Raw genomic sequence first — 23,446 nt, 5'->3', positions numbered from 1 at the left:
ACATGAGCATGAACAGCCCTGACAGTGAATTCGTCGAGCGTGCAGACCACTCGGTGTACGAAACGCAGGAACCGGTGTTGTACAGCGTGGCAGAGGGTATCGCCACGCTGACCATGAACCGGCCAGGCTTCAACAATGCGCAGAACTCGCAGATGACGTATGCGCTGGATGCGGCGCTGCGCCAGGCTGTCAACGATGATGCGGTCAAGGTCATTGTACTGCGCGGGGCGGGCAAGCATTTTTCGGCCGGCCATGACATTGGCACGCCCGGGCGCGATATCAACAAACCGTTCGAGCGTGCACACCTCTGGTGGGATCACACCAACAAGCCCGGCGCCGAGCAGCTGTATGCCCGCGAGCAAGAGGTGTACCTGGGCATGTGCCGGCGCTGGCGTGAGCTGCCCAAGCCGACCATTGCCATGGTCCAGGGTGCGTGTGTGGCCGGTGGGCTGATGCTGGCCTGGGTGTGCGACCTGATCGTGGCCAGCGATGATGCGTTTTTCCAGGACCCCGTGGTACGTATGGGCATTCCGGGGGTGGAGTATTTTGCCCACCCGTATGAACTGAACCCACGCATCGCCAAGGAGTTTCTGTTCACCGGCGATCGCATGAGTGCCGAGCGTGCCTACCAGATGGGCATGGTCAACAGGGTAGTGCCCCGTGAGGAACTGGAGCAGGGCACCTATGCGCTGGCGGCCGGTATTGCCCGGCAGCCGCGAATGGGCCTTGCGCTGACCAAGCAGGCCATTAACCACGTCGAGGATCTGCAGGGTAAACGCACGGCGATGGACGCCGCCTTTGCCTGGCACCACTTCGCCCATGCCCACAACGAACTGCTGTCGGGTGACAAGCTGGGCGGCTTCGATGCCAAGGCCATGGCCCAGGCCAACAAGGCTGCCGCCAGTGGAGAGCAGGCATGAGCCGCTGGTTGTGTACGCCACTGACCGAAGCCTTGGGCTGCCGCTACCCGATCGTGCAGACCGCCATGGGATGGGTGGCAGAGGCCAACCTGGTGATTGCCACAACCCGCGCCGGTGGTTTCGGTTTTCTGGCCGGGGCCACGATTGCGGCCGATGCCCTGGAAGGCGAGATCAACAAGGTAATTGCCGCCACCGGTGGCAGCAATTTCGGCCTGAACTTCCATATGTTCCAGGAAAACGCGACCCAATGCGTTGACCTGGCGATTCGCTACCGCTTGCGGGCGGTCAGTTACGGACGTGGCCCGGACAAACAGACCATCGCCCGCTTCAAGGCTGCCGGGGTGCTGTGCATCCCGACGGTGGGTGCACTCAAACACGCCCTGAAGGCGGTGGAGCTGGGCGCGGACATGATCACCATCCAGGGCGGCGAGGGCGGCGGGCATACCGGTGGTGTGCCCAGTTCGATCCTGTTGCCCCAGGTGCTCGCGGCGGTGTCGGTCCCGGTAATCGCCGCAGGTGGTTACTCCACCGGCAGAGGCCTTGCCGGCGCGCTGGCGACCGGCGCTGTGGGTATTGCCATGGGCACGCGCTTTTTGATGACCCGGGACTCGCCTACGCCGTCGAGCACCTTGGTGCATTACCTCGAGGTCAACGACCCGCAACGGGTGCGGGTGACCACGGCGGTAGATGGCATGCGCCACCGCATGATCGAGAACCCGTTTATCAACCGCCTGGAGCAGGCCGGGTCTTTCGGGCGCCTGTGCATCGCGTTGCGCAGCGCCTGGAAATGGAAGCAGCAAACCGGAATGAGCCTGAGCCATCTGTTCGGTGTGCTGCGCCAGGCACTCAAGGAAGACCCCGGCGCGCTGTCGCAAACGCTGATGGCCGCCAACCAGCCGGTACTGCTGCAGCGTTCGATGATCGACGGTGTTCCGGACGAAGGCATTCTGCCCAGCGGCCAGGTAGCCGCCGCCATTGGCGAACTCAAGAGTTGCCAGCAAGTGATCGAAGAAATTGCCCAGGAAGCCGAACGCTGCCTGGAAGCCCTGTTGGCCTGCCGTAGCGAGCATCAGCCTGCCGAACTTTGGAGAACACCCTCATGAGTCAAGCATTTACCACACAGATCGAGGCGGGCATTGCCGAGCTGGTGCTGGCCAAACCGCCGGTCAATGCCCTGGGCAGCCAGGAGTGGATGGACCTGGCCCATCAGGTCGAAGCCCTGGGCGCCAACCCCGACGTCCGGGTAATCGTCATCCGTGCCGAAGGCCGTGGTTTCTGCGCCGGTGTCGACATCAAGGAACTGGACGCCCACCCCGAACGCATCGTAGCGGTCAACGCCGGTAATTATGCGGCGTTCAAGGCGGTGCATCGCAACCCTGTGCCGGTCATCGTCGCCGTGCACGGCTTCGTCCTCGGTGGTGGCGTCGGCATTACCGGTGCTGCCGACATTGTCGTGGCCTCAGAGTGCGCCACCTTTGCCTTGCCCGAAGTTGACCGTGGGGCCATGGGCGGCGGCGCGCACCTGCAGCGTTTGTTCCCGGTGCAGAAGGTTCGTTATCTGTTCTTCACCGGCGACAAGATCGGCGCCGCCGAGGCTGCGCAGTATGGCTTCATCGAGCGCGTGGTGCCCAAAGAGCAGCTGCGCGAAACCGCGCTGGAGATTGCCGCCAGAATCGCTGCCAAGAGCCCGGTGATGATCGGTATCGCCAAGGAAGCCCTGAACGGTATCGAGGACGGCAACCTGGAAGACAAATACCGCTGGGAGCAGGGGCTGACCCTGCAGGCCTACACCAGTCCGGATTCTGCGCAAACCCGCCGCGCCTTCGTCGAAAAACGCGACGCCAAGTTCTGAGAGAGTGCCATGGAACTAGCTTATACCCCCAAACAGAAGGCCTTCCGTGAGGAAGTGCGTGAATGGCTGGCGGCCAATCAGCCGACTACGCCGCTGGCCAACTACGACACCCGGGAAGGATTCGAGCAGCATAGGGCCTGGGAGGCGAAGCTGTTCGAGCAGCGCCTGTCGATGGTCATGTGGCCCAAGGCCTACGGCGGGCGCGGTTGCGACCTGATCGAGTGGCTGATTTTCGAGGAAGAGTACTACGGCGCAGACGCACCGATGCGTATCAACCAGAACGGTCAGCTGCTGCTCGGCCCAACGTTGATGGAGTTCGGTACCGAGGCGCAGAAGCAGCGCTTCCTGCCGCGCATGGCGTCCAGTGTCGACATGTGGGCCCAGGGCTGGTCCGAGCCCAATGCCGGCTCCGACATGGCCGCGATCACCAGCAAGGCCATCCGTGATGGCGATCACTATGTGCTCAACGGGCAGAAAACCTGGTCCAGCCGCGCACTGTTTGCCGACTGGCTGTTTGGCCTGTTCCGCAGCGACCCGGCCTCGACCCGGCACAACGGCTTGTCGTTCGTGATGGTGCCGCTCGATGCCCCGGGCGTGACCATCCGGCCGATCAAGTCGCTGAACGGCAAGAACACCTTTGCCGAAGTGTTTTTCGACGACGTGCGCGTGCCGGTTGAAAACTGCATTGGTGCCGAAGGCCAGGGCTGGCATGTGGCGATGGCCACCGCCGGCTTTGAACGAGGTTTGCTGTTGCGTTCGCCGGCACGCTTCCAGGCCACGGCGCGCAAGTTGATACAGCTGTACAACGCCAACCGCCAGAGCGCCGACCGCGACCCGAGCATCCGCGAAGCGGTTGTCGAGGCCTGGCTGGGCGCTGAAGGCTACGCGCTGTCGTCCTATCACACCGTCGGGCGCTTGAGCCGTGGCGCGCAAATCGGCGCCGAGTCGAGCATCAACAAGATCATCTGGTCGGAGCTCGACTTGAAGATGCACGAAACCGCCATGCGCATCCTGGGTGCGCACGGGGAGTTGTTGAGCAGTGCTGCGCAAGCGGTCGAAGGCGGCTGGCTTGATGGCTTCCTGTTCGCCCAGGCCGGGCCGATCTACGCCGGCACCAACGAAATCCAGCGCAACATCATCGCCGAGCGCATGCTCGGCCTGCCGAAATAGGAGCCGGCCATGGACTTTACCTTTACCGATGATCAGCTCACGTTTCGCGAAGCCATCAGCCGTTTCCTGATGACCGAGGCGGCGCCCGAAATGCTGCGCGAGATCTGGGAAACCGATACAGGCCGCTCCGCTGACTTGCGCAACAAGATAGCCCAACAGGGCCTGACGGCATTGTCGGTGCCCGAACAGTTCGGTGGCCTGGGCATGGACGATGTGGCCTGGGCACTGATGACCCAGGAGCTGGGCTACTACGCCATCCCGGACTCGCTGGCCGACACGGCTTATGTGGTCACCGGGCTGCTCAACGGCCTGCCAGACGACAGCCCGGTCAAAGCCCGCCTGCTGCCGCGCATCGCCGATGGCAGCGTGCGCCTGGCTATCGGCCACCCGATCAACCCGTTGGTGCCTGATGCACCGCTGGCAGAGTGGCTGATCCTTGCCCAGGGCGATGAGGTGCATGCGGTGCCGCGCGCGCAGGTCGATGTGCAGGCCAACGCCAGTATCGATGCCTCCAGGCGCCTGGGCCTGGTGAGCTGGCAGCCAACACGCGACACCTTGCTGATCGGCGGCGAACAGGGGCGGGCCTTGTGGGCCGATACCTTGAACCGCGGCGCCTTGTCGGTTGCCGGGCAACTGCTCGGCCTGGCCCAGCGAATCCTCGACCTGTCGGTGGACTACGTGGCCCAGCGCAAGCAATTTGGTAAGCCGATCGGCAGCTTTCAGGCGGTCAAGCATCACCTGGCCGATATCGCCAGCAAGATCGAATTCGCCAAACCTGTGCTGTATCGCGCGGCCTATGCCTTGGCGCAGGGGGATCGCCGCGCCGATGTCTATGTATCGCAGGCCAGGCTGGCCTGTTGCGACGCCAGCTGGCTGGCGGCGCGCCACGGTATCCAGGTGCACGGTGCCATGGGTTACACCTGGGAGGTCGACCTGCAGATGTTCATGAAGCGCGTGTGGTCGCTGGACCCGTCCTGGGGCGACCGTGCCACCCATAAAACCCGCGTCGCCGCCTATGTGCTCAGCGATGAAGCCCGGCTTGGGCCGGGCGCCACCTTCGAGGACTGAGCCATGCCCCAAGCGTATATCGTCGATGCCCTGCGCAGCCCCACGGGCAAACGCAAAGGCAGTCTGGCCCACGTGCATGCCATTGACCTGGGCGCGCATGTGTTGAAAGCGCTGGTCGAACGCAACGCCATTCCTGCCCACGCGTATGACGACGTGATTTTCGGGTGTGTCGACGCCATCGGCTCGCAGGCGGGTGACATCGCTCGCACCAGCTGGCTGGCTGCCGGCTTGCCGCTGAACGTGCCGGGCACCACGGTCGACCGGCAGTGCGGTTCGTCGCAACAGGCGCTGCATTTTGCCGCGCAAGCGGTGATGAGTGGCATGCAGGAGGTGGTGGCGGTCGGTGGTGTGCAGACCATGACCCAGATCCCGATCTCGTCGGCGATGCTCGCTGGCCAACCGCTGGGCTTCAGTGACCCGTTTTCCGGCAGCAAAGGCTGGCAGGCGCGCTTTGGGCAGCAGCCGGTCAATCAGTTTTACGCCGCACAGCGCATCGCCGATCACTGGCAGATCAGCCGCGAAGACATGGAAGTGTTTGCCCTGGAAAGCCATCGTCGCGCCTTGGCGGCTGCAGAAGCCGGCTATTTCGCCCGCGAGATCGTTGCCTGTGAAGGCCTGGCCTTTGATGAAACGCCGCGGGTCAGCAGCCTGGAGAAAATGGCCAGCCTGGAGCCTGTGAGCGCTGAGTTCCCGTCGATCACAGCCGCCGTATCGAGCCAGACCTGCGATGCGTCCGCGGCCTTGCTAGTGGTATCGGAGGCGGCGCTCAAGCGCTACAACCTGACCCCCAGGGCGCGTATTCATCACCTGTCGGTGCTCGGCGACGACCCGATCTGGCACCTCACGGCACCGATTGCAGCCACCCGTGCGGCGCTCAAGAAGGCTGGCCTGCGCATGGCTGATATCGACCTTGTGGAAATCAACGAAGCGTTTGCCTCGGTGGTCATGGCCTGGGCCAAGGAGCTCGATTACGACCCGGCTCGCACCAACGTCAATGGCGGCGCCATCGCCCTTGGCCACCCGCTGGGCGCTACCGGTGCGCGCTTGATGACCACCTTGCTGCATTCGCTTGAACGCACCGGCGGGCGTTATGGCCTGCAGACCATGTGTGAAGGCGGCGGCCAGGCCAACGTTAGCATCATCGAACGGCTTTGAAGCTACCCACACTCAACAACAGGAAAACATCCTATGGGAATCTGTGCAGGTCGTACTGCGATCATCACCGGTGCCGGTGGCGGGCTGGGCCGCGCGTATGCGTTGGCATTTGCCGCCGAAGGCGCCAATGTGGTGGTCAATGACATTCGTCGCGAGGCCGCCGAGGCAGTGGTCGACGAGATTTGCTCCCAGGGTGGCCGAGCAATCGCCAACGATGGCGACATCACCACCCTGAGCAGCGCTCAAGGCATCGTCGATGCTGCATTGGCGGCGTTCGACGAAGTGCATGTTTTGGTCAACAACGCCGGGGTCTTGCGTGACCGCATGTTCATCAGCCTGTCGGAAGAGGACTGGGACATGGTGATGCGCGTGCACCTGAAGGGGCATTACTGCCTGGCCAACATCCTCGGCCGGCGCTGGCGCGATCAGGCGAAGGCCGGTATCCGGGTGGCGGCGCGTATTATCAATACCAGTTCCGGCGCCGGTTTGCAGGGCTCGATCGGGCAGTCAAACTATGCAGCGGCCAAAGGCGGTATCGCTTCCCTGACCCTGGTGCAGGCGGCGGAACTGGCCCGCTATGGCGTCACCGCCAACGCCCTGGCCCCGGCGGCGCGTACGGCGATGACCGAAAGCGCAATGCCGGACATGGTCAAGAAGCCCGAGGACGACAGCTTCGACGCCTGGGCGCCGGAGAACGTCGCACCTTTGGTGGTATGGCTGGGCAGTGAGGCGTCCGGACATGTCAGTGGCCAGCTGTTCGAGAGCCAGGGCGGCCGGATCTCCCTCGGTGATGGCTGGCGTACCGGCGTCACCCGCGACAAGGGGGCGCGATGGCAGGTCGCTGAACTAGGGGCGGCGGTCGATGCGATCCTCAGCGAAGCACCCAAGGCGCAAAAGGTCTGGGGTACGTGAGCGCAGCTTGATGCACAGGCGTCGGCATTACCGGCGCCTGCCTCTTTTTGCCTTGCCACAACCGACCCCGTCCGTTTTGACGATGTGCCTGCCCCCTGCGGCCTTTATACCTGTCGACAACCTGTTTTCTGTCAGAGGTATACCGCGTGAAACAAGCCCCTCCTTATGTGCCAGGCCACCAGTTGCTGGCTGGCAAATCCGTGCTCATCACTGCCGCCGCTGGCGCTGGCATCGGCTATGCCGTGGCCAAGCGCTGCGCCGAAGAAGGCTGCCGCGCCCTGATGATTTCCGATGTTCATCCCCGGCGCCTGGAGCAGGCGGTGGAACAGCTCAAGGCCGACACCGGCTTGCAGGCCGTGTACGGCCAGCTGTGCAACGTCACTGTCGAAACCGAGGTGCAAGCCCTGGTCGCCGCCGCCGAACAGGCCCTTGGCGGCGTCGACGTGCTGATCAACAACGCAGGCCTTGGTGGTTCCAGGCGGGTCACCGAGATGAGCGACGAGGAATGGCTGCGGGTAATTGATGTGACCCTCACCGGCACCTTCCGCATGACCCGCGCGATGCTGCCGCACATGGAGCGCCGAGGGAGCGGGGCGATCATCAACAACGCTTCGGTACTCGGCTGGCGTGCGCAGAAAGAGCAGGCGCACTACGCCGCCGCCAAGGCCGGGGTCATGGCGCTGACCCGCTGCAGTGCGCTGGAAGCCGCCGAAAGCGGGGTGCGCATCAACGCCGTGTCGCCGTCGATTGCCTTGCACGAATTTCTCAAGAAAGCCAGCAGCGAAGAACTGCTGGCCAAACTGGCCGATCGTGAAGCCTTTGGCCGCGCCGCTGAAGTGTGGGAAGTCGCCAACGTCATGATCCTCCTGGCCAGCGATTACGCCTCCTACATGGTCGGCGAAGTGCTGTCGGTCAGTTCACAACAGGCTTGAGGGCACCCCATGAGCACCCGATTCTGTAGCGCCGAGCAAATGCTCAAGGCCCAGGGCCTGGACCTGGGCGTCACCGACTGGCTGCAGCTGACCCAGGCGCGGGTCAATCTGTTCGCCGAAGCCACTGGCGATCAGCAGTGGATACATGTCGACCCTGAGCGCGCCGCCAATGGCCCGTTCGGGGCGTGCATCGCCCATGGCTACCTGACCCTGGCCCTGGCCAACCTGTTCATGCCGCAGTTGATGAGCATCGACAACATGGCCATGGGGGTGAACTACGGCACCGACCGCGTGCGTTTCCCCGCCGTGGTGAAAGTCGGTGCGCGGGTACGCGGCCGAGGGCAGGTCATCAGTGCCGAGCTGATCGGCAGCGCAGTTCAGCTGGTGGTGCGCATCAGCGTCGAGATCGAGGGCGCCGAACGCCCTGGCTGCGTGGTCGACACCATCAGCCGTTACACCTTCAATCCCGTCACCGAGTGAGGCTGTTCATGGACAAGCAAGACGTTGTAATCGTAGCGACTGCCCGTACTGCAATGAGCAAATCCTTTCGCGGCTCTTTCAACGACACCGAAGCCCCGGTGCTTGGCGGCCATGTGGTACGCGCGGTGGTCGAGCGTGCAGGTATCGAGCCTGGCGCGGTAGATGACGTGATCATGGGCGCTGCAGTACAGCAGGGCACCCAGGGCTACAACATTGGCAGGCTATGCGCCTACACCGGCGGTTTGCCCGACAGCGTGCCGGGCATGGCACTTGACCGGATGTGCGCTTCAGGGCTGATCAGTATCGGCATGGCGGCGAAGAACATTCTGCTCGGTGAAATGAGCATTGCCATCGGCGGCGGTGTCGAGTCGCTGTCGCTGACCCAGAACAAGCACAAGAACACCTACCGCAACCAGTCGGAGGCGGTGCTGGCGTGTATGCCAAGCGCCTACATCCCGATGATCGAAACCGCCGAGATCGTTGCCCAGCGCTACGGCATCAGCCGCGCGGCCCAGGACGACTACTCCCTGCAAAGTCAGCAGCGCACCGCGGTGGCCCAGCGCGATGGCCTGTTCGACGAAGAAATCGTACCGCTGCAAGTGCGCAAGCTGCGCTTTGACAAGGAAGGCCAGCCCGATGGCCATGAGCAGGTGGTTGCCGATCGCGACGAGTGCAACCGTCCTTCAACCCGCTTCGAAGACCTGGCGGCGTTGAAACCCGTGTGGAAGAACGGCCAATGGGTCGAGCAGGGCGAGTTCATCACCGCCGGCAACGCATCACAGTTCTCCGACGGAGCCTCGGCCAGCTTGCTGATGAGCCGCGCCGAGGCCGCCCGGCGTGGCCTGAAGCCGCTGGGGACGTATCGCGGCATCGCCGTGGCCGGCTGCGCGCCGGAAGAAATGGGCATCGGCCCGGTGCTGGCGGTGCCCAAACTGCTCAAACGCTTCGGTTTGAGCGTGGCCGAAATCGGGTTATGGGAAATCAACGAAGCCTTTGCCTGCCAGGTCCTGCATTGCCGCGACGCTCTGGGGATTTCTGCGGAGCGCCTGAACGTCAACGGTGGGGCTATTTCGATTGGTCACCCGTTCGGCATGTCGGGTGCGCGCATGGTCGGTCACGGCCTGCTGGAAGGGCGCCGTCGCGGCGTGCGCTACGTGGTCGTGGCCATGTGCATCGGGGGGGGCATGGGCGCGGCGGGCCTGTTCGAGCTGGACTGACCCGCGGTTCTGTCTATCGGCACCGGGTTAGGCCATTTGGACGATGTCCCGCAGGTCGAGCAGACGGACTATCTACACACCTCAGACACCGCGCCTGGGTGGCGCGGTGATTCACGACTACAAGAACAAGAGGGTGGACCGTATGTCTATTGTCGAGCGCCTGGATGTCGCTGCACGCAGTCGCCCATGCGCCAAGCTTATTGCCTATTTCGTGTGCATTACGGTCGCCGCAATCGTTGCGCTGGCATTTACCCCACGCGGCGCGCTGAACATCGCCCAGACAACGCTGAATACCGAGCGCATGCAGATAAACGGCCTGCTCAATCTGGGCAGCCGTCAGGTGGCGGTGGGTGAGCGCGGAACCATCCTGATCAGCGATGACCGCGGCCGCACCTGGCAGCAAGCCACGGTCGAGCCGCAACGCCAGATTTCCCTGACGGCTTTGACCGCGTTGAACCCCGAGCAATTGGTAGCCGTTGGCCAGGACAGCCTGATTCTGCGCTCCAATGACGCTGGCAGCAGCTGGCAAGAGGTCCAATTTGATGCCGCAGCAGGCGAGCCGTTGCTCGGTGCATGGGCGGCCGGTGGCGAGCAGGTCGTGGTATTCGGCAGCTACGGCAAGTTCTACCAGTCTGAGAATGCCGGACGCAGCTGGCGCGCGGTGGCGCTGGAGGTCGACCGTGCCCATCTCAATGCGCTGGATGGCGGTAGCGATGGCCGACGCATGTTGGTCGGCGAACAGGGCCTGGTCATGCGCAGCGCCGATAACGGGCAGCATTGGCAACAGTTGCCGGCATTCTATAACGGCTCACTGTTTGGCGTGGTTCGCCTGAGCGCCCAGCGTTGGGTGACCTACGGCATGCGCGGCCATGTGTTTGTGACCGACAACTTCGGTGAGCAGTGGCAGGCGATCAAGGTCGGCAATACCCAGCCGCTTTATGGCCATGTTGTGCTGCCAGACCACAGCGGCGTACTGATTGTCGGCGGCGGCAGCTCGATGGTGCGCCTGGACGCACAAGGCCGCTTGATCGGCACCACCCGGCAACCGGGGTTGGGCACCTTGACCTCAGCCATCGTGGTGGGCACCGATCAGTTGCTGGTAGCCGGTGAACGGGGCGTTTTCCAAGGGAACGGTAACAGCGTTGCCTCACTGGGCAAAGGAGAGCAAAGTCATGAAGTACGCTAAAGCGCGGTCCGGGCGCTTGGTCGAGCGTTGCGCCGACCTGCTGTTGGCACGACGCAAACTGCTGTTGACGGTATTCCTTTTGCTGACCCTGGGGCTGGGCTACAGCGCTACCCACACCCAGCTCGACCCCGGCTTCAACAAGCAGATCCCGGTGCGGCATGAGTACATGCTAAACTTCCTCGAATTCAGCCAGTACTTCACCGGCGCTAACCGCTTTCTGGTGAGCGTTAGATGGAAGGGCGAAGGCGACATCTACAACCCCGAGTTTCTCGACACGCTGCGCAAGGTGACTGACGATGTGTTCTTCATCAACGGCGTCAGCCGCGCCAGCGTAACCTCGCTGTTCACCGCCAACGTGCGTTACATCGAAATCACCGAAGAAGGCTTTTTTGGTGATGTGGTGGTACCGCCACGCTTCACCGCGAGCGCCGAAGACCTGGCTCAGGTGCGCAGCAACGCCGCGCGCTCCGGGCAGGTCGGGCGGCTGGTGGCCAATGACCTTAAGTCGGCGATGGTCCGTGCCGATTTACAGGACGTTGACCCACAAACAGGCAAATCGGTCAGTTATGTTGAAGTCGCCAAGCGTCTGGAGGACATTCGCGACAAGTACAGCAGCGATCAGATCGAGATCAACATTGTCGGTTTCGCCAAGCTGGTGGGTGATGTTGTCGAAGGGCTGATGACCGTGATCGGCTTTTTTGTCGTCGCCTTCCTGATCACCGGCCTGCTGCTGTGGCTCTATTCACGCTCGTTGCGCCTGACCGTAGTGGCGCTGTTGGTGGCTTTGCTGCCGGTGGTGTGGCTTTTGGGCTTGTTACCGCTGATGGGCCTGGGTATCGACCCGATGTCGATACTGGTGCCGTTCCTGATTTTTTCCATTGGCGTTTCGCACGCCGTGCAGATGACCAATGCCTGGAAACAGGAAGTGCTGGCCGGCAAGGATTCGCTGCAGGCGGCGCAACTGGCCTTTTGCAAGATCTTCATTCCTGGCTCCCTGGCGTTGCTGATGAATGCCTTGGGCTTTGGCGTGATCATGCTGATCGACATCCCTATCGTGCATGAACTGGGGGTCACGGCCTGTATCGGCGTGATGCTGATGATCATCACCAACAAGCTGATGTTGCCGATCATTATTTCCTACCTGCGCCTGGAGCGTAGTGTGCTGAGCAAGGAGTGCGTCCAGCAGCAGGGAAGGCACCCGCTGTGGTGGCGCTTGTCGGCGCTGGCCGAACCGCGCCCGGCCCTGGCGGTGCTGGCGCTCAGCCTGATGTTGCTGAGCGTGGCGGTGCTCAAGGCCCGGCAGCTGGAAGTCGGTGACATCGGTGCTGGCGCGCCAGAGTTGCGCGCCGAGTCACGTTACAACCAGGACAACACGAAAATTGTCAGCAGCTACTCCATCGGCCTGGATGTGCTGGCGGTGTTTGTCCGGGCTCAGGGGCTGGAAGAGGCGTGCCTGTCACCGTCGGTGATGCGTGCGGTGGAAGCCTTCGACTTCCAGATGCGCAGCGTCACCGGCGTGCAGTCGGTGCAGTCGGTGGCCGGCTTTGGCAAGACGGTGATTGCCGGCAACAACGAAGGCAACCCACGTTGGGCGGCCATTCCTGGGTCGGCCCGGGGCTTGAGTCAAGGTGCCCGTGCCTACATGCCCGAGGACGGCCTGGTGACCGATGGCTGCCAGCAGATGCAGATTCTGGTGTTTCTCACCGATCACGATGGCGCCACGGTCTCGCATGTGGTCCAGGAGGCCAAGCGGATCATTGCCCAGGTCCAGGTGCCGGAAATCAGGTTCTTTCTCGGCGGTGGCAATGTGGGGGTAATGGCGGCGTCCAATGATGCGGTCAAGCGCGCCGAAGTGCTGATGCTGGTGGCGTTGTTTGGCTCGGTGCTGTTGTTCTGCTGGTTGACCTTCAAATCGTTGCGCGCGGTGTTGTGCATCCTGGTGCCGCTGGCCATCGTGGCGGTACTGTGCAATGCACTGATGGCCATGCTTGGCATCGGGTTGAAGGTGGCGACCCTGCCGGTGATGGCGCTTGGGGTTGGCGTCGGGGTTGACTACGGCATTTACCTGTATGAGCGGATCCAGCACGAAATGGCCGAGGGCGCCAACCTGCGCCACGCGTTCTACCAGGCCATGTGCCAACGCGGAACAGCGGCCGTTTTCACTGCCCTGACCATGGCGATCGGGGTGTGCACCTGGGCCTTTGCATCGCTGAAATTTCAGGCCGATATGGGGGTCTTGCTATCGTTCATGTTTCTGGTCAATGTACTTGGGGCAATTTTCCTGCTGCCGGCCTTGGCCGCCTGGTTCAACCTCGGCAAACCCCTGGTTGCGGTCAAAGCGAACCGTGCAGCGCGCGCACACGTGTTTGAATCATAACAATAAAAGCGGGCACGGCCTGGGCTGTGCCCCGCGAGGAGACGGGCGATGGGAAATTCCACCGTGGGGTTTGGAGCGCTGGCAGAAATGGGTATGGAGCTGGCTGAATATGACACGCTCATCGGCGAGTTCTATGACGGCTCGCTGAACCACAAGTTGATGGCCAAGACCTTGCGCCACGTACGCAGCCTGTATCAGGCCAATTACGTCACCTTGATCTTGCGAGTGCCAGAGCAACCTGACCTGGGCCTGATGATTGTCGTCGGTGACATCGAAGGCGAGGGGGAGGTGAGTTACTGGGCCTACCCACAAGCTGTTACCCCCTTCAGCAACCCGCCGATGGACCAGGTGTTCACCGTCGAAGACCTGATGACCGAAGCCGAGTGGGCCAATTCGGTCTACTACAAGACCTACGGTACCGTGCACGACACCTACCACATCATGGGTGCCGACGTTTCAACTCCCGATGGCGGCAAGCTGCGGTTTCGCATTACCCGGCCCAAAGCCGCGCTGAAATTCACCGCCTCCGAGCGCACCCTGTGTGAAATGATCCTGCCGCATTTGCGCCGTGCGATGCACGTGCACAACCTGCTCGATCGCAGCGAGTCGATCAGCGAGCTGTATGCCCAGGCCATCAGCCGCCTGTCAGTGGCCACCATCGTGCTTGACCAGAGTGGCAGCGTGCTGCGCCTCAACCCGGTGGCCAGCGAACTGCTGGAACAGGCGGACGGCCTGAAACTGGTGGGTGGGCGCCTTGAAGCCACCTATCCCAGCGACAACCGCGAACTGCAGCGCCTGGTACGCAATGCCTTCGCGCGTGACGTCAATAGCGAAAAGGTCAGCACTGCGGCCGAAGCGATGTCGGTGGCCAGGCCATCGGGCCAGGTCAACCTGGGGGTAGTGATCGAGGCCATTCCGACCCAGGACTGGGCCGAGGGTAAGAGCAAACCTGCGGTGGTGGTATACATCCGCGACGCGGTTGGCCGCTCTATGGCTAGCGAAACGGTAACCAAGCAACTGTTCAACCTGACCCGGGCCGAAACCGCACTGGCCATGGAGCTGGCTAACGGCCTGTCGCTTGAAGAGGCCGCCGAAGTATTGAATGTGCGCCGCAACACCGCACGGGCGCATTTGCGCTCGATCTTTTCAAAGACGGGTGTGCGCCGCCAGACGGAGTTGGTGCGCATCATTCTCAACAGTGTGGTTGCCTTGGGAAAGCCCAAACTGGCAGCACTGCCAAACGACAAGCCGGAAAAACCGGTGTTGAAGCTGGCCACCCCGGCGCGCAATAGCGCCTGACCTTCGCCCCGCTTACCCGAACGCCCCGGTCCTGTTTGCAAGGCCGGGGCGTTTTAGTCCGTGCGGACGATGTTGTGGGGTTTGCGCGGCACCAATACTAGCCAGCACCACCATTCAACAAGGAGCAACGTTATGCCAGTTACAGCGGTCAGCGGTTCTGCATCCGGTATCGGTGCGGCAGTCTGCCAGGCGCTACGCGCCGCCGGGCACCGCACCATCGGCATCGACCGGGCAAATGCCGAGGTGATTGCCGACCTGTCCAGCGCAAGCGGGCGCCAGGCCGCCATCAGTGAGGTGTTCGAGCACTGCGACGGGGTGCTCGACGGCCTGGTGTGCTGCGCCGGGGTCGGCTCCAGCGCGGAATCCAGTACTATCGTGTCGGTCAACTACTTTGGTGTCTGTGAGCTGCTTGACGGCCTGGCCGATGCACTGGCCAAAGGCGAAAGGCCAGCCGCTGTAGTGATCGGATCGATTGCCGCCACCCATGTGAACCCGGATCAGCAGCCGATGATTGCGGCCATGCTGGCCGGCAACGAAGCGCTGGCGCTGGAACACGCCAATACGTTGGGGCAGTCCCATGTGGCCTATGCCAGTTCCAAATACGCCGTGACCTGCAATGCCCGTAGCAAGGCGGTTGCCTGGGCAAAACAAGGCATACGCCTGAATGTGGTGGCGCCTGGGGCAGTCGAGACACCGTTGCACCAGGCGTCTCTGAACGATCCACGCTTTGCCAAGGCGGTCCGTGAGTTTGTCGCACCGCTGGGGCGCGCCGGCAACCCTGAGGAGATCGCCCAGGTCGTGGCATTCTTGCAGTCGACTCAAGCCAGTTTTGTCCACGGCACTGTGATGTTTGTAGATGGCGGTATGGATGCCATGGTTCGTCCGGCACGTTTCTAGCCTATGTACACGTGAGAACAACAATGACCAAAGTGGCATTCATTACCGGGGCAAGCCGCGGTATCGGGCGCGAGACGGCATTGGCCTTTGCCCGGGCCGGGTTCGATGTGGCGATCAGTGCCCGCACTGTTGAGGAGGGCGAAAGCACAGTGCATCGGCTGTGCGATGCCCAGGGCGTGCCCCTGGCGGGCAGCCTCAACAGTACGGCAGCCGCGATCCGCGCCTTGGGGCGCAAGGCGTTGGTGGTGCCTATGGATCTGCTCGACAGCGCCTCGGTACTGGCCGCCGGGCAGGCAGTACTGGCGGCGCTCGGGCGCATCGATGTGCTGATAAACAACGCCATCTACCAGGGTCACGACCTCAACAGCGCATTCATGTCGCTGCAGCCGCAGACCATGCAGCGGGTATTCCAGGGTTATGTGCTGGCGCCGCTGTTGCTGACCCAGACCGTGTTGCCCGGCATGCTCGAACGGGGCGCCGGGGTGGTGATCAACGTCACCTCCGGTGCCGGTGAAGGCGACCCGCCTGTGGCCGCCGTCGACGGTGGCTGGGGCTATGCGTACGGTGCCGGCAAGGCTGCGGTCTCCAGGGTCTCGGGGGTGCTTGCAGCCGAACTGGGCGAGCAGGGGATTCGCGCCTTCACGCTCAATCCGGGGGTGGTCACCACTGACGCGCTGAAGGCCACGATCGGTGAGAACGGCGTGCTGGCCATGCGCATCGGCACTGCGCCTCCCCAGGTGCCGGCAGAGGTGATGGTGTGGCTGGCCACCCACGATCAGGCCGCGCGCTTTCAACGGCGCACCATCGCCGCGCAGGCGTTTGCGCTGGAGCACGGCATCGTCGCCAACTGGCGATGAACACTGGCTGAAGAAGTACTCGTGGTGCTCATCTAGTCCATGCGGAGGATGAGCACCGGCGGCTGCTCGGTGAAGATTGACCGGGCAAGTTACCGGGGATTTTCACACGAGGAACAATAACAATGACCAAGCTCGCAGCAATCAATGTCGAAACTGCTCTGGCCCCGCGCTTCGGCCGAGGCTGGCACTGCCTGGGTGAAGCGGCCGACTACCGTGATGGCCAGCTGCACACCCTGAATATCTTCGGCACGCGCTTGCTGGCATTTGCGACTTCCAGCGGCCAGATCAGCGTCATTGATGCCCATTGCCCGCATATGGGCGCTGACCTCTCGCGCGGCACCCTGGAAAATGACCGGGTGGTATGCCCCTTTCATCACTGGCAGTACGATGCCAGCGGCAAGTGCGTGGAGATCCCGTACTGCAAACGTATCCCGCCGAAAGCCAAGACCCACAGCTGGCTGACGTGTGAAGAAAACAACCTTCTGTTTGTCTGGAACAACCCGGAAGGCAAGGCGCCGGCAGACGGTGTTGTGATTCCTCATCTGCCGGAACAGGACAGTGACGAATGGCTGCACGACTGGCACATGGACAAGCTGATTATCGAGACCAACCCACGCGAACTGGTCGATAACCTGGCAGATGCCCAGCACTTCGGTCCGGTTCATGGCACGCCAACCAAGTATTTCGCCAACGTCTTCGAAGGCCACATTGCCCAGCAGATTTTCCATGGTGACTCCGAGCGCCTGGGCGGTGATCTGGTGGCCGAGTCGGCGTACTACGGACCAGCCACGCACTTTACCCGGATGCGGGCAGTTTTTGAGGGCATGGAGATCCACTCGATCCTGCTCAACTGCCATGTGCCGATCACCGCCAACAGTTTTGAGCTGCGTTTTGGCTGCATGGTGAAGAAAGTGCCGGGGTGGAGCGAAGAACAAAATCGGGAAATGGCCAAGGACTATGTGATGCGCAACCGCGAATCCTTCTACCAGGACGTGGATATCTGGGCGCACAAGATTCGGGTGAACAACCCGGTCCTGGCCGAAGGCGATGGCCCGGTCTATCAACTGCGTGAATGGTACGAGCAGTTTTTCATGGACGAAACCAGCGTGCCGGCCACCATGGCCGAGCGGCGCGAAATCATTACCGTCGGCCAGCGCTGAAAGCCGCCCGAGCAGGAGAGAGCAATGAACATGAGTGGCCGAAATACACTGGCGATCATGCTGGCCGCCAGCTTCGCTTCGACGATTGGCGGCTTGCCATTCAATACCTTGCCTATCCTGCTCGGGTCGATGGTCGATAGCCTGGGCTTTACTGTCGAACAGATCGGCCTGCTGGGCTCGGTGTGTTTTGCCGGCTACCTGCTCGGCACGCTGTTGGCAGTGGTGCTGATCGATCGCATGAACTGGCGCTGGTTGACCCTGGGGTGTGCGTTTGGCGCTGCGGCGGCATATGGTATGTCGTCCTGGCTGCCGCCTGCGGTCCAGTCGTGGCTGTGGGCGGTGATCGGCTTTTTTGCTGCGCTGATGACTTGCCTGGGTATGCGCATCATGGGTGAAATGGCCAACAAGGAACGCGCCCTGGGCATGCGCCTGGGTATTGAACTGGGCGTGGTAGCCGCAGTGCTGTTTGCCTTGCCGTCGCTGGTAATTGCGTATTTCCATTACACCGGCGCGGCCTTGATGCTGGCTGCGATCATTCTGCTGTTGAGCCTAAGCGCGCTGGCGTTGCCCAGGCGTCAGGAATTCATTCACGAAGCGCAGCAGGGGCAAGCCGATTCGTTGCTGGCACGCTTCAGGTTCCCGCCGGCGGCTTATGCTGCGTTGGCGTTTTTCTTCCTTTTCGGCGCCGGGCAGATAGGCCTATGGGCGTTTCTCGAACGCTTGGGCCATGGCCTGGCGCTGCAGCCAGCGGAACTGGGTATCGTCTTCGCCGTGCTGAAACTGCTGGGCGGCGCAGCGGCGCTTGCCTTGGCCGTGGTGGGTGACCGCCTGGGCGTACGCGTCCCCCATCTGATCGTTCTCGCGGTGCTGGGTACCGGGCTGTTGTTACTGGGCAATGCCGAAGGCTTTTTGATGTATGCCGCCGGCGCCTGGATCTGGGAAGTGGGCTTTACCTGGGGTTGTGTCTATCAGACCGCAGCGATTGCACGCCTGGACCGCAGCGGTCGTTCGATCATGCTGATTCCAGGCGCCTTTGCGCTGAGCTCCATGGCAGGTCCGGCCCTGGCCGGGCAACTGGTCAGTGAGGGCTTCGGCGTACTGTTATGGCTGGCGGCAGGCTGTGCGCTGATCCCGGTGCTGGCCTTTACCTGGCTGCTGGCGCCACGCTTGCAAAACGTGGGCACTGGCTGCGCGGTTGGTGTGCAGGCTTGATGGCGGACCGCTATAAACCCACGAGGCTGGCCGATGCCTGCCGGTTCGCGAGGCACGGCGTTTCGGGAGCTCCTAAAATGAAAACAGATCCGGCGAAGGACTTTGCTCGCTATTGCCAGGCATCACGCTCTAGAATCGCATCCATTGGCCTGTCGTTCAGTGCATTAGAAAAGAGGCAATTATGGATCGCGAAGCCGCCGGCTCTTCAGGAGACCTGGATGCTCCCGCATTAACCAATCAGGAGTCTGCTTTTCCAACGACCGCGTTGGAGCGTCTACAGTTGGCGCTTGATGCTGGCGCCATCATTGGAACGTGGGTGTGGGATATTCGCCCCAACCAGGTGACTGCGGATGAGCGATTCTCGCGATCTTTCGGACTGCCTGCAGATAAATGCATGGCGGGTATTCCAATCGAGGAAGCTTTCGCCTCGATTCACCCGGACGATCGAGATCGTGTCTCTGCCGATATCCAGGAGGCGATGGGCCGCGGGGGGGGCTTCCGGTGTGAATACCGTGTCAGGCAGCATGATGGCAGCTACCGCTGGATCGAGGCCAATGGAAGAGCCGAGCTTGACGAGGAAGGTCAGGCTGTGCGGTTCCCCGGCATTCTCATGGACGTTGAGTCACGCCGTTCAGCCGAGGCTGAGCGTGACAGGATGTCAGCCTTGCTTCGGACATTCACGGCGGCCGTTCCCGGTGTTGTCTACGCAAAAGATCGCGAGGGGCGGCTAATCGTTGCGAATGATGGTGTCACCCAACTGGTTGGCAAACCACCAGAGCTTTACCTGGGCAAAACCGACCTGGAGTTTCTGGAAGACAAAGCTCAAGCACGGCAGATAATGGAAACCGATCGGCTCGTCATGCATGGCGGGAAAGCCGTTCAGATCGAAGAGCGCGTCGACATGCCGGACGGCACGGCTACTTACTGGCTTTCTGTCAAAGCGCCACTGTGCGACGAAGCAGGCGAGGTCATGGGGCTGATTGGCTCGTCCATCGATGTCACCGCGCGCAAAAATGCCGAGTCGGAGTTGCTGGAGCTTAACCGCACGCTGGAAGCGAAGATTGAACAAGCCGTGGCCGAGCGAGAGGCGGCGCACGCAGCGCTACGTCAATCGCAGAAAATGGAGGCGGTCGGCCAACTGACCGGGGGTATCGCTCACGACTTCAATAACCTGCTTGCGGGCATCACAGGCAGCCTTGATTTGATCAAGCTTCGCTTGAAGCAGGGCCGTATTGCTGACGTAGAACGTTACCTGACAGTGGCACATGGTGCGGCACAAAGGGCCGCGTCCCTGACCCACCGGCTCTTGGCCTTTTCACGCCGCCAGACGCTGATGCCTGTGCATACCGATGTCAACACCCTGATCAGCGACATGGAGGAGCTGATACGCAGGACGGTCGGGCCAGCGATCCAACTCAAGGTCGAGCTCCAGGCAAAATCAAGCACCTGTCTGGTCGATCCGGCTCAGGTCGAGAACGCACTGCTGAATTTATGCATCAACGCTCGCGACGCATTGGAAGGTGGAGGATCGATCTCCATCAAGACGTACAACGAGGAGCTGGTACAAGGGGACGCGCTCGATCCTGAACTGGCACCCGGCACGTACTTCACCGTCTGTGTAGCCGATGACGGGGTAGGGATGAGCACTGAGACGCTAGCGCGTGCATTCGAGCCATTCTTTACCACCAAACCTGTAGGGGCGGGTACAGGGCTCGGCCTGTCCATGATCTATGGTTTCGCCAAACAGTCAGGCGGGCAGGTTCGGATCGAATCCCAAGTGGGCCGGGGCGCCCGCGTGTATCTGCAGCTACCCAGCCTCAAGGTTGAGGTGGATGCGGCAGGTCGTACCGAGCCATTGCCTGAATCAGAGCTGACCTCCTCAGGCGAAACGGTCCTGGTCGTCGACGATGAACCCTCCGTGCGCATGTTTGTGAGCGAGTCGCTGGGTAGCTGCGGATACATTGTCATTGAGGCCACGGATAGTCTGGCTGGCCTGCAGTTGCTCCGCTCGGATACCCGCATCGATCTGCTTGTCACAGACATCGGCCTGCCAGGAGGCACTGACGGCAGGCAGATGGCCAATACTGGCCGCAGCATCAGGCCTGGCCTGCCAGTCCTGTTCATGACCGGGTATGCGCAGCCAAAGATACTGGACAATGCCCAGCTCGAGCCCAACACGGCTGTGCTGACAAAACCCTTCACACTCGAAACGCTGACGTTGACCGTAAATGCTTTACTCAAGAACTGCTGCTGACAAGTGCCGTATTTCAATGACGCATCAGAGCGTCAGGCGATCTTCAGCCACGACCTGATTACGTCCATTCTGCTTGGCCAGGTACAGGCGTTCGTCGGCACGCTTGAGGATGGCCGTAGCGTTGGGGGTGTGTGCACTGCGACTGGCCACACCGATGGAAATGGTCAACGTGCCGATCTCCGACACAGCGGCAGCGCTGAGCGTGGTGCGGATCCGCTCGGCGACCTCGCAGGCCGTGTTCAGCGCGGTGTTCGGCAGTAGCAGGCAGAACTCTTCGCCACCGGCACGGCACGGCAGGTCCCCGGCCCGGGTACAGTCGCGGATTACTTGGGCCACCCTCTGCAAGGCCAGGTCACCGACATCGTGACCAAAGTTGTCGTTCACCCGCTTGAAATGGTCGACGTCCAACGCCAGTGCCGAATACACCTGTTGGCTTGCGTCCAGCCCCTGAAGGGCCGCGTTCATCGCGCGCCTGTTGGCCAGGCCGGTGAGCGGGTCGGTGTCGGCCGCGGCGTTCAAGCTGCCGATTTTCTGTTGCAGCTGTTGCGACTGTAATACCAGCGCCTGGCGGATCGCCGCGGCCTCGGCATACCAGGCGTTGATGGCTGATAGTTCAGCCGTTGCATTCGGGGTCGAAAGGTCGGTGGCATGGCCGGCCAGCGCGCGCAATGGGCGAGTGATCAGCATCACGCCGAGCAGTATCAGGACCAGACCGATCACCCCAGCCGGGATGATCCTGATCAGCATGTCGCGCATCAGCTTGCCCAGTGGCGCCAGTGCCTGTTCCCGGGGTTGCTGGACAACCACGGCCCAGTTGGAGCCCTGCACGTGAGCGAACCCGGCGAGCATCGGCACCTTATGATAGTTGACCGTCTCCAGCGTGCCGCTGTCACCGACCAAGGCCTTGTCCACCGTCTCGCTCCAGCCGAGCACTTCACCGATTCGTTGCTGATCGGGGTGGTACAGCAACCGGCGGTTGCCATCGGCGACAAAGGCAAACGCGCCATCAAGGTGATGTTCACCAATCAAAGAATGCATCACGCCACGCTGTTGCAAGACCACGGAGCCGCCGACCAGACCGAGATACTCGCCTGTGGGGCTGAAGACAGGCTGGGAGACGAAGACGATCAGCTTGCCGTTGGTTGAGGTAAACGCCTGGCTGACCATGGGGCGACGCACGTTGAGCGCTTCGTGCAGTTCGTCGGAGCTGACCGTCGAACCGATCGGCACCGCAGGCGGGTAAGCCTGCAGCACCCGGCCCGCAGGGTCGGTGATCAGCACGGTGTTCAACTCTGAATCCTGGGCCTGCAGGCGGTGCGCTTCTTCCTCGAGCAACGCTCGATTGGCAAAGTCGCTGCCCAGGCGTTGTGTGCTGTACTTCAGGCGTTCATTGACCGAGTACAGAAACTGATCGATGCTCGAGGCGACCTTGAAGGCATAGGCACGGTTGGCCTCCAATGCCGAATGCACCAGCGCATCGCGTTGCACACTGTAGGCCGTGATCAGGCTGTTGCACAGGGTACTCAGCACGGCGAGCAGGACAAAGCCAAGAACCAGGCCACGCAGGCCGATACGCGATGACAGCACCTTGCTCATGAGTACGCTTCATCCCTCGAAAGCTGGAAAGTTCGGCACAAGCTTAGACGGGTATTGCCGCGCAGGCGGGCGTCGGAGAGCTGCTGCTCTGGCGTGAGCCATCAGGCCAGAAACTCCGAGTCTGCAGGGCAAGCCGGCTGCTGGTCCTGCTGGATGTTGCTGTACACGGCAACCCCGCACACGGCCGCCAGGCCGACACTGGCAACCAGGATATCGCCCAGCAACATACCTGCGACCAACACCAGCACGCTGATGCGAAAGAGGGTTGTCATGACTGCCTCCGATGCAGTTCGATATCAGAACCCTGACCATACCGGCGCAGCCGAAATTGTGCAGCCCACTTGCGCGCCTGCGGCCGTGTTTACCTGTGAAATGGCAGAACGGACCTCTTTGGCAGGATGTGGAGTGCTGGTTGGCGGTATCCTGAAAGCCCCAGCCCCAGGTGCACCGATCATGCGCACAATGATGCTTTTATTGGCAATCACGGCAGTTACAGGTTGCCAGTCGCCGCTGCCAAGCGCCAATCCGCAGATGGCCTGGGTCGATTTCTCGGTGCCATTTCCCAATGACAGGTTACTGATGGCCGAACGGCTGGATAAGCAACGGTTGCGCGACGGCCGCTTCTTTCAAGTGAGCCCCGGGCGCCATGAGCTGATCGTCAGGTTTGACTATGAAGTGGGCGGTGGCGGCGGGCTGAGCCTGATGGGCGGCACTACTGTACGCGAATGTTACCTGACAGTCCCTTACGCGAACTTTCAGGCAGGCCAGCGCTATGTGCTGGAAGGAAGGTCGATGGCGCTGACACCTGAGGCGCGCTTGTATGATGCCAAGGGGGAGGTGGTTGCAGAGGTAAGCGAGTTCTATTGCCTCTAAGGGGCAGGAAGCCTCAGCCTCTGCGGCTG

21 protein-coding genes are annotated in these 23,446 nt (G+C 62.0%); 19 read left to right on the top strand and 2 right to left on the bottom strand.

Going from position 1 to position 23,446, the window contains the following annotated elements; genetic code table 11:
- Nucleotides 1-8 precede the first annotated feature (8 nt).
- From LU684_RS03030 to LU684_RS02945, 18 genes are all read left to right on the top strand, one after another.
- A complete protein-coding gene (locus LU684_RS03030) occupies nt 9-920 on the top strand; it encodes an enoyl-CoA hydratase (RefSeq protein ID WP_024717888.1) in 912 nt (303 codons plus the stop codon).
- Complete coding sequence (locus tag LU684_RS03025; protein ID WP_060517728.1) at nt 917-2,023, top strand: NAD(P)H-dependent flavin oxidoreductase; 1,107 nt, start codon at nt 917-919, stop codon at nt 2,021-2,023. The genes LU684_RS03030 and LU684_RS03025 overlap by 4 nt, the downstream gene beginning before the upstream one ends.
- The gene (locus tag LU684_RS03020; RefSeq protein WP_016486851.1) at nt 2,020-2,772 is read left to right on the top strand and encodes an enoyl-CoA hydratase family protein; all 753 of its coding nucleotides are present in this window, start codon (nt 2,020-2,022) and stop codon (nt 2,770-2,772) included. Before LU684_RS03025 ends, LU684_RS03020 begins: the two co-directional genes overlap by 4 nt.
- A gap of 9 nt (nt 2,773-2,781) precedes the next feature.
- Entirely contained in the window at nt 2,782-3,942 is a 1,161-nt protein-coding gene (locus LU684_RS03015) for an acyl-CoA dehydrogenase family protein (RefSeq protein WP_232894129.1), read from the top strand.
- 9 nt (nt 3,943-3,951) lie between these two features.
- Nucleotides 3,952-5,010 carry an acyl-CoA dehydrogenase family protein gene (locus LU684_RS03010; RefSeq protein ID WP_016486853.1) on the top strand — a complete coding sequence of 353 codons (1,059 nt, stop codon included), beginning with the start codon at nt 3,952-3,954 and terminating at the stop codon, nt 5,008-5,010.
- A gap of 3 nt (nt 5,011-5,013) precedes the next feature.
- A complete protein-coding gene (locus tag LU684_RS03005; protein ID WP_023049055.1) occupies nt 5,014-6,165 on the top strand; it encodes an acetyl-CoA C-acetyltransferase in 1,152 nt (383 codons plus the stop codon).
- Between the two features lie 33 nt (nt 6,166-6,198).
- Nucleotides 6,199-7,077, top strand: coding sequence for an SDR family oxidoreductase (locus LU684_RS03000; RefSeq protein WP_016486855.1), 879 nt, complete (start codon nt 6,199-6,201; stop codon nt 7,075-7,077).
- Between the two features lie 146 nt (nt 7,078-7,223).
- Complete coding sequence (locus LU684_RS02995; RefSeq protein WP_016486856.1) at nt 7,224-8,009, top strand: SDR family oxidoreductase; 786 nt, start codon at nt 7,224-7,226, stop codon at nt 8,007-8,009.
- Nucleotides 8,010-8,018: 9 nt separating this feature from the next.
- Nucleotides 8,019-8,489, top strand: a complete 471-nt coding sequence (locus LU684_RS02990) for a MaoC family dehydratase (protein WP_031312466.1) — start codon at nt 8,019-8,021, stop codon at nt 8,487-8,489.
- An 8-nt stretch (nt 8,490-8,497) separates the two neighbouring features.
- The gene (locus LU684_RS02985) at nt 8,498-9,706 is read left to right on the top strand and encodes an acetyl-CoA C-acyltransferase (RefSeq protein ID WP_023049059.1); all 1,209 of its coding nucleotides are present in this window, start codon (nt 8,498-8,500) and stop codon (nt 9,704-9,706) included.
- Nucleotides 9,707-9,848: 142 nt separating this feature from the next.
- Nucleotides 9,849-10,892, top strand: coding sequence for a WD40/YVTN/BNR-like repeat-containing protein (locus tag LU684_RS02980; protein ID WP_016486859.1), 1,044 nt, complete (start codon nt 9,849-9,851; stop codon nt 10,890-10,892).
- Nucleotides 10,879-13,269 (top strand): efflux RND transporter permease subunit, encoded by a 2,391-nt coding sequence (locus LU684_RS02975; RefSeq protein WP_232894128.1) that lies wholly within the window; start codon nt 10,879-10,881, stop codon nt 13,267-13,269. The genes LU684_RS02980 and LU684_RS02975 overlap by 14 nt, the downstream gene beginning before the upstream one ends.
- 48 nt (nt 13,270-13,317) lie before the next feature.
- Nucleotides 13,318-14,568 (top strand): helix-turn-helix transcriptional regulator, encoded by a 1,251-nt coding sequence (locus tag LU684_RS02970; protein WP_016486861.1) that lies wholly within the window; start codon nt 13,318-13,320, stop codon nt 14,566-14,568.
- Nucleotides 14,569-14,700: 132 nt separating this feature from the next.
- Nucleotides 14,701-15,465: an SDR family oxidoreductase gene (locus LU684_RS02965; RefSeq protein ID WP_191087718.1), complete on the top strand. Its 765-nt coding sequence runs from the start codon at nt 14,701-14,703 to the stop codon at nt 15,463-15,465.
- Nucleotides 15,466-15,488: 23 nt separating this feature from the next.
- Nucleotides 15,489-16,322 carry an SDR family NAD(P)-dependent oxidoreductase gene (locus LU684_RS02960; RefSeq protein ID WP_016486863.1) on the top strand — a complete coding sequence of 278 codons (834 nt, stop codon included), beginning with the start codon at nt 15,489-15,491 and terminating at the stop codon, nt 16,320-16,322.
- A gap of 122 nt (nt 16,323-16,444) precedes the next feature.
- Nucleotides 16,445-17,482, top strand: coding sequence for a Rieske 2Fe-2S domain-containing protein (locus LU684_RS02955; protein ID WP_016486864.1), 1,038 nt, complete (start codon nt 16,445-16,447; stop codon nt 17,480-17,482).
- A gap of 24 nt (nt 17,483-17,506) precedes the next feature.
- Nucleotides 17,507-18,694: an MFS transporter gene (locus tag LU684_RS02950; RefSeq protein ID WP_145914186.1), complete on the top strand. Its 1,188-nt coding sequence runs from the start codon at nt 17,507-17,509 to the stop codon at nt 18,692-18,694.
- 181 nt (nt 18,695-18,875) lie between these two features.
- Nucleotides 18,876-20,948 carry a hybrid sensor histidine kinase/response regulator gene (locus LU684_RS02945; RefSeq protein WP_023048115.1) on the top strand — a complete coding sequence of 691 codons (2,073 nt, stop codon included), beginning with the start codon at nt 18,876-18,878 and terminating at the stop codon, nt 20,946-20,948.
- 24 nt (nt 20,949-20,972) lie between these two features.
- Here the strand turns inward: LU684_RS02945 and LU684_RS02940 are convergent, their stop codons facing one another.
- Both LU684_RS02940 and LU684_RS02935 read right to left on the bottom strand, forming a co-directional pair.
- The gene (locus LU684_RS02940) at nt 20,973-22,544 is read right to left on the bottom strand and encodes a sensor domain-containing diguanylate cyclase (protein WP_232894127.1); all 1,572 of its coding nucleotides are present in this window, start codon (nt 22,542-22,544) and stop codon (nt 20,973-20,975) included.
- Nucleotides 22,545-22,645: 101 nt separating this feature from the next.
- Nucleotides 22,646-22,816: a hypothetical protein gene (locus tag LU684_RS02935; protein WP_177336035.1), complete on the bottom strand. Its 171-nt coding sequence runs from the start codon at nt 22,814-22,816 to the stop codon at nt 22,646-22,648.
- A 181-nt stretch (nt 22,817-22,997) separates the two neighbouring features.
- On the opposite strand from LU684_RS02935, the gene LU684_RS02930 reads away from it, so the two are divergent.
- Nucleotides 22,998-23,417 (top strand): PA0061/PA0062 family lipoprotein, encoded by a 420-nt coding sequence (locus LU684_RS02930; RefSeq protein ID WP_024717887.1) that lies wholly within the window; start codon nt 22,998-23,000, stop codon nt 23,415-23,417.
- Nucleotides 23,418-23,446: the final 29 nt, after the last annotated feature.

Source organism: Pseudomonas sp. NMI542_15 (assembly GCF_021283425.1).
Classification (GTDB): domain Bacteria; phylum Pseudomonadota; class Gammaproteobacteria; order Pseudomonadales; family Pseudomonadaceae; genus Aquipseudomonas; species Aquipseudomonas fortuita.
This window is presented reverse-complemented; position numbering and strand designations above follow the sequence as displayed.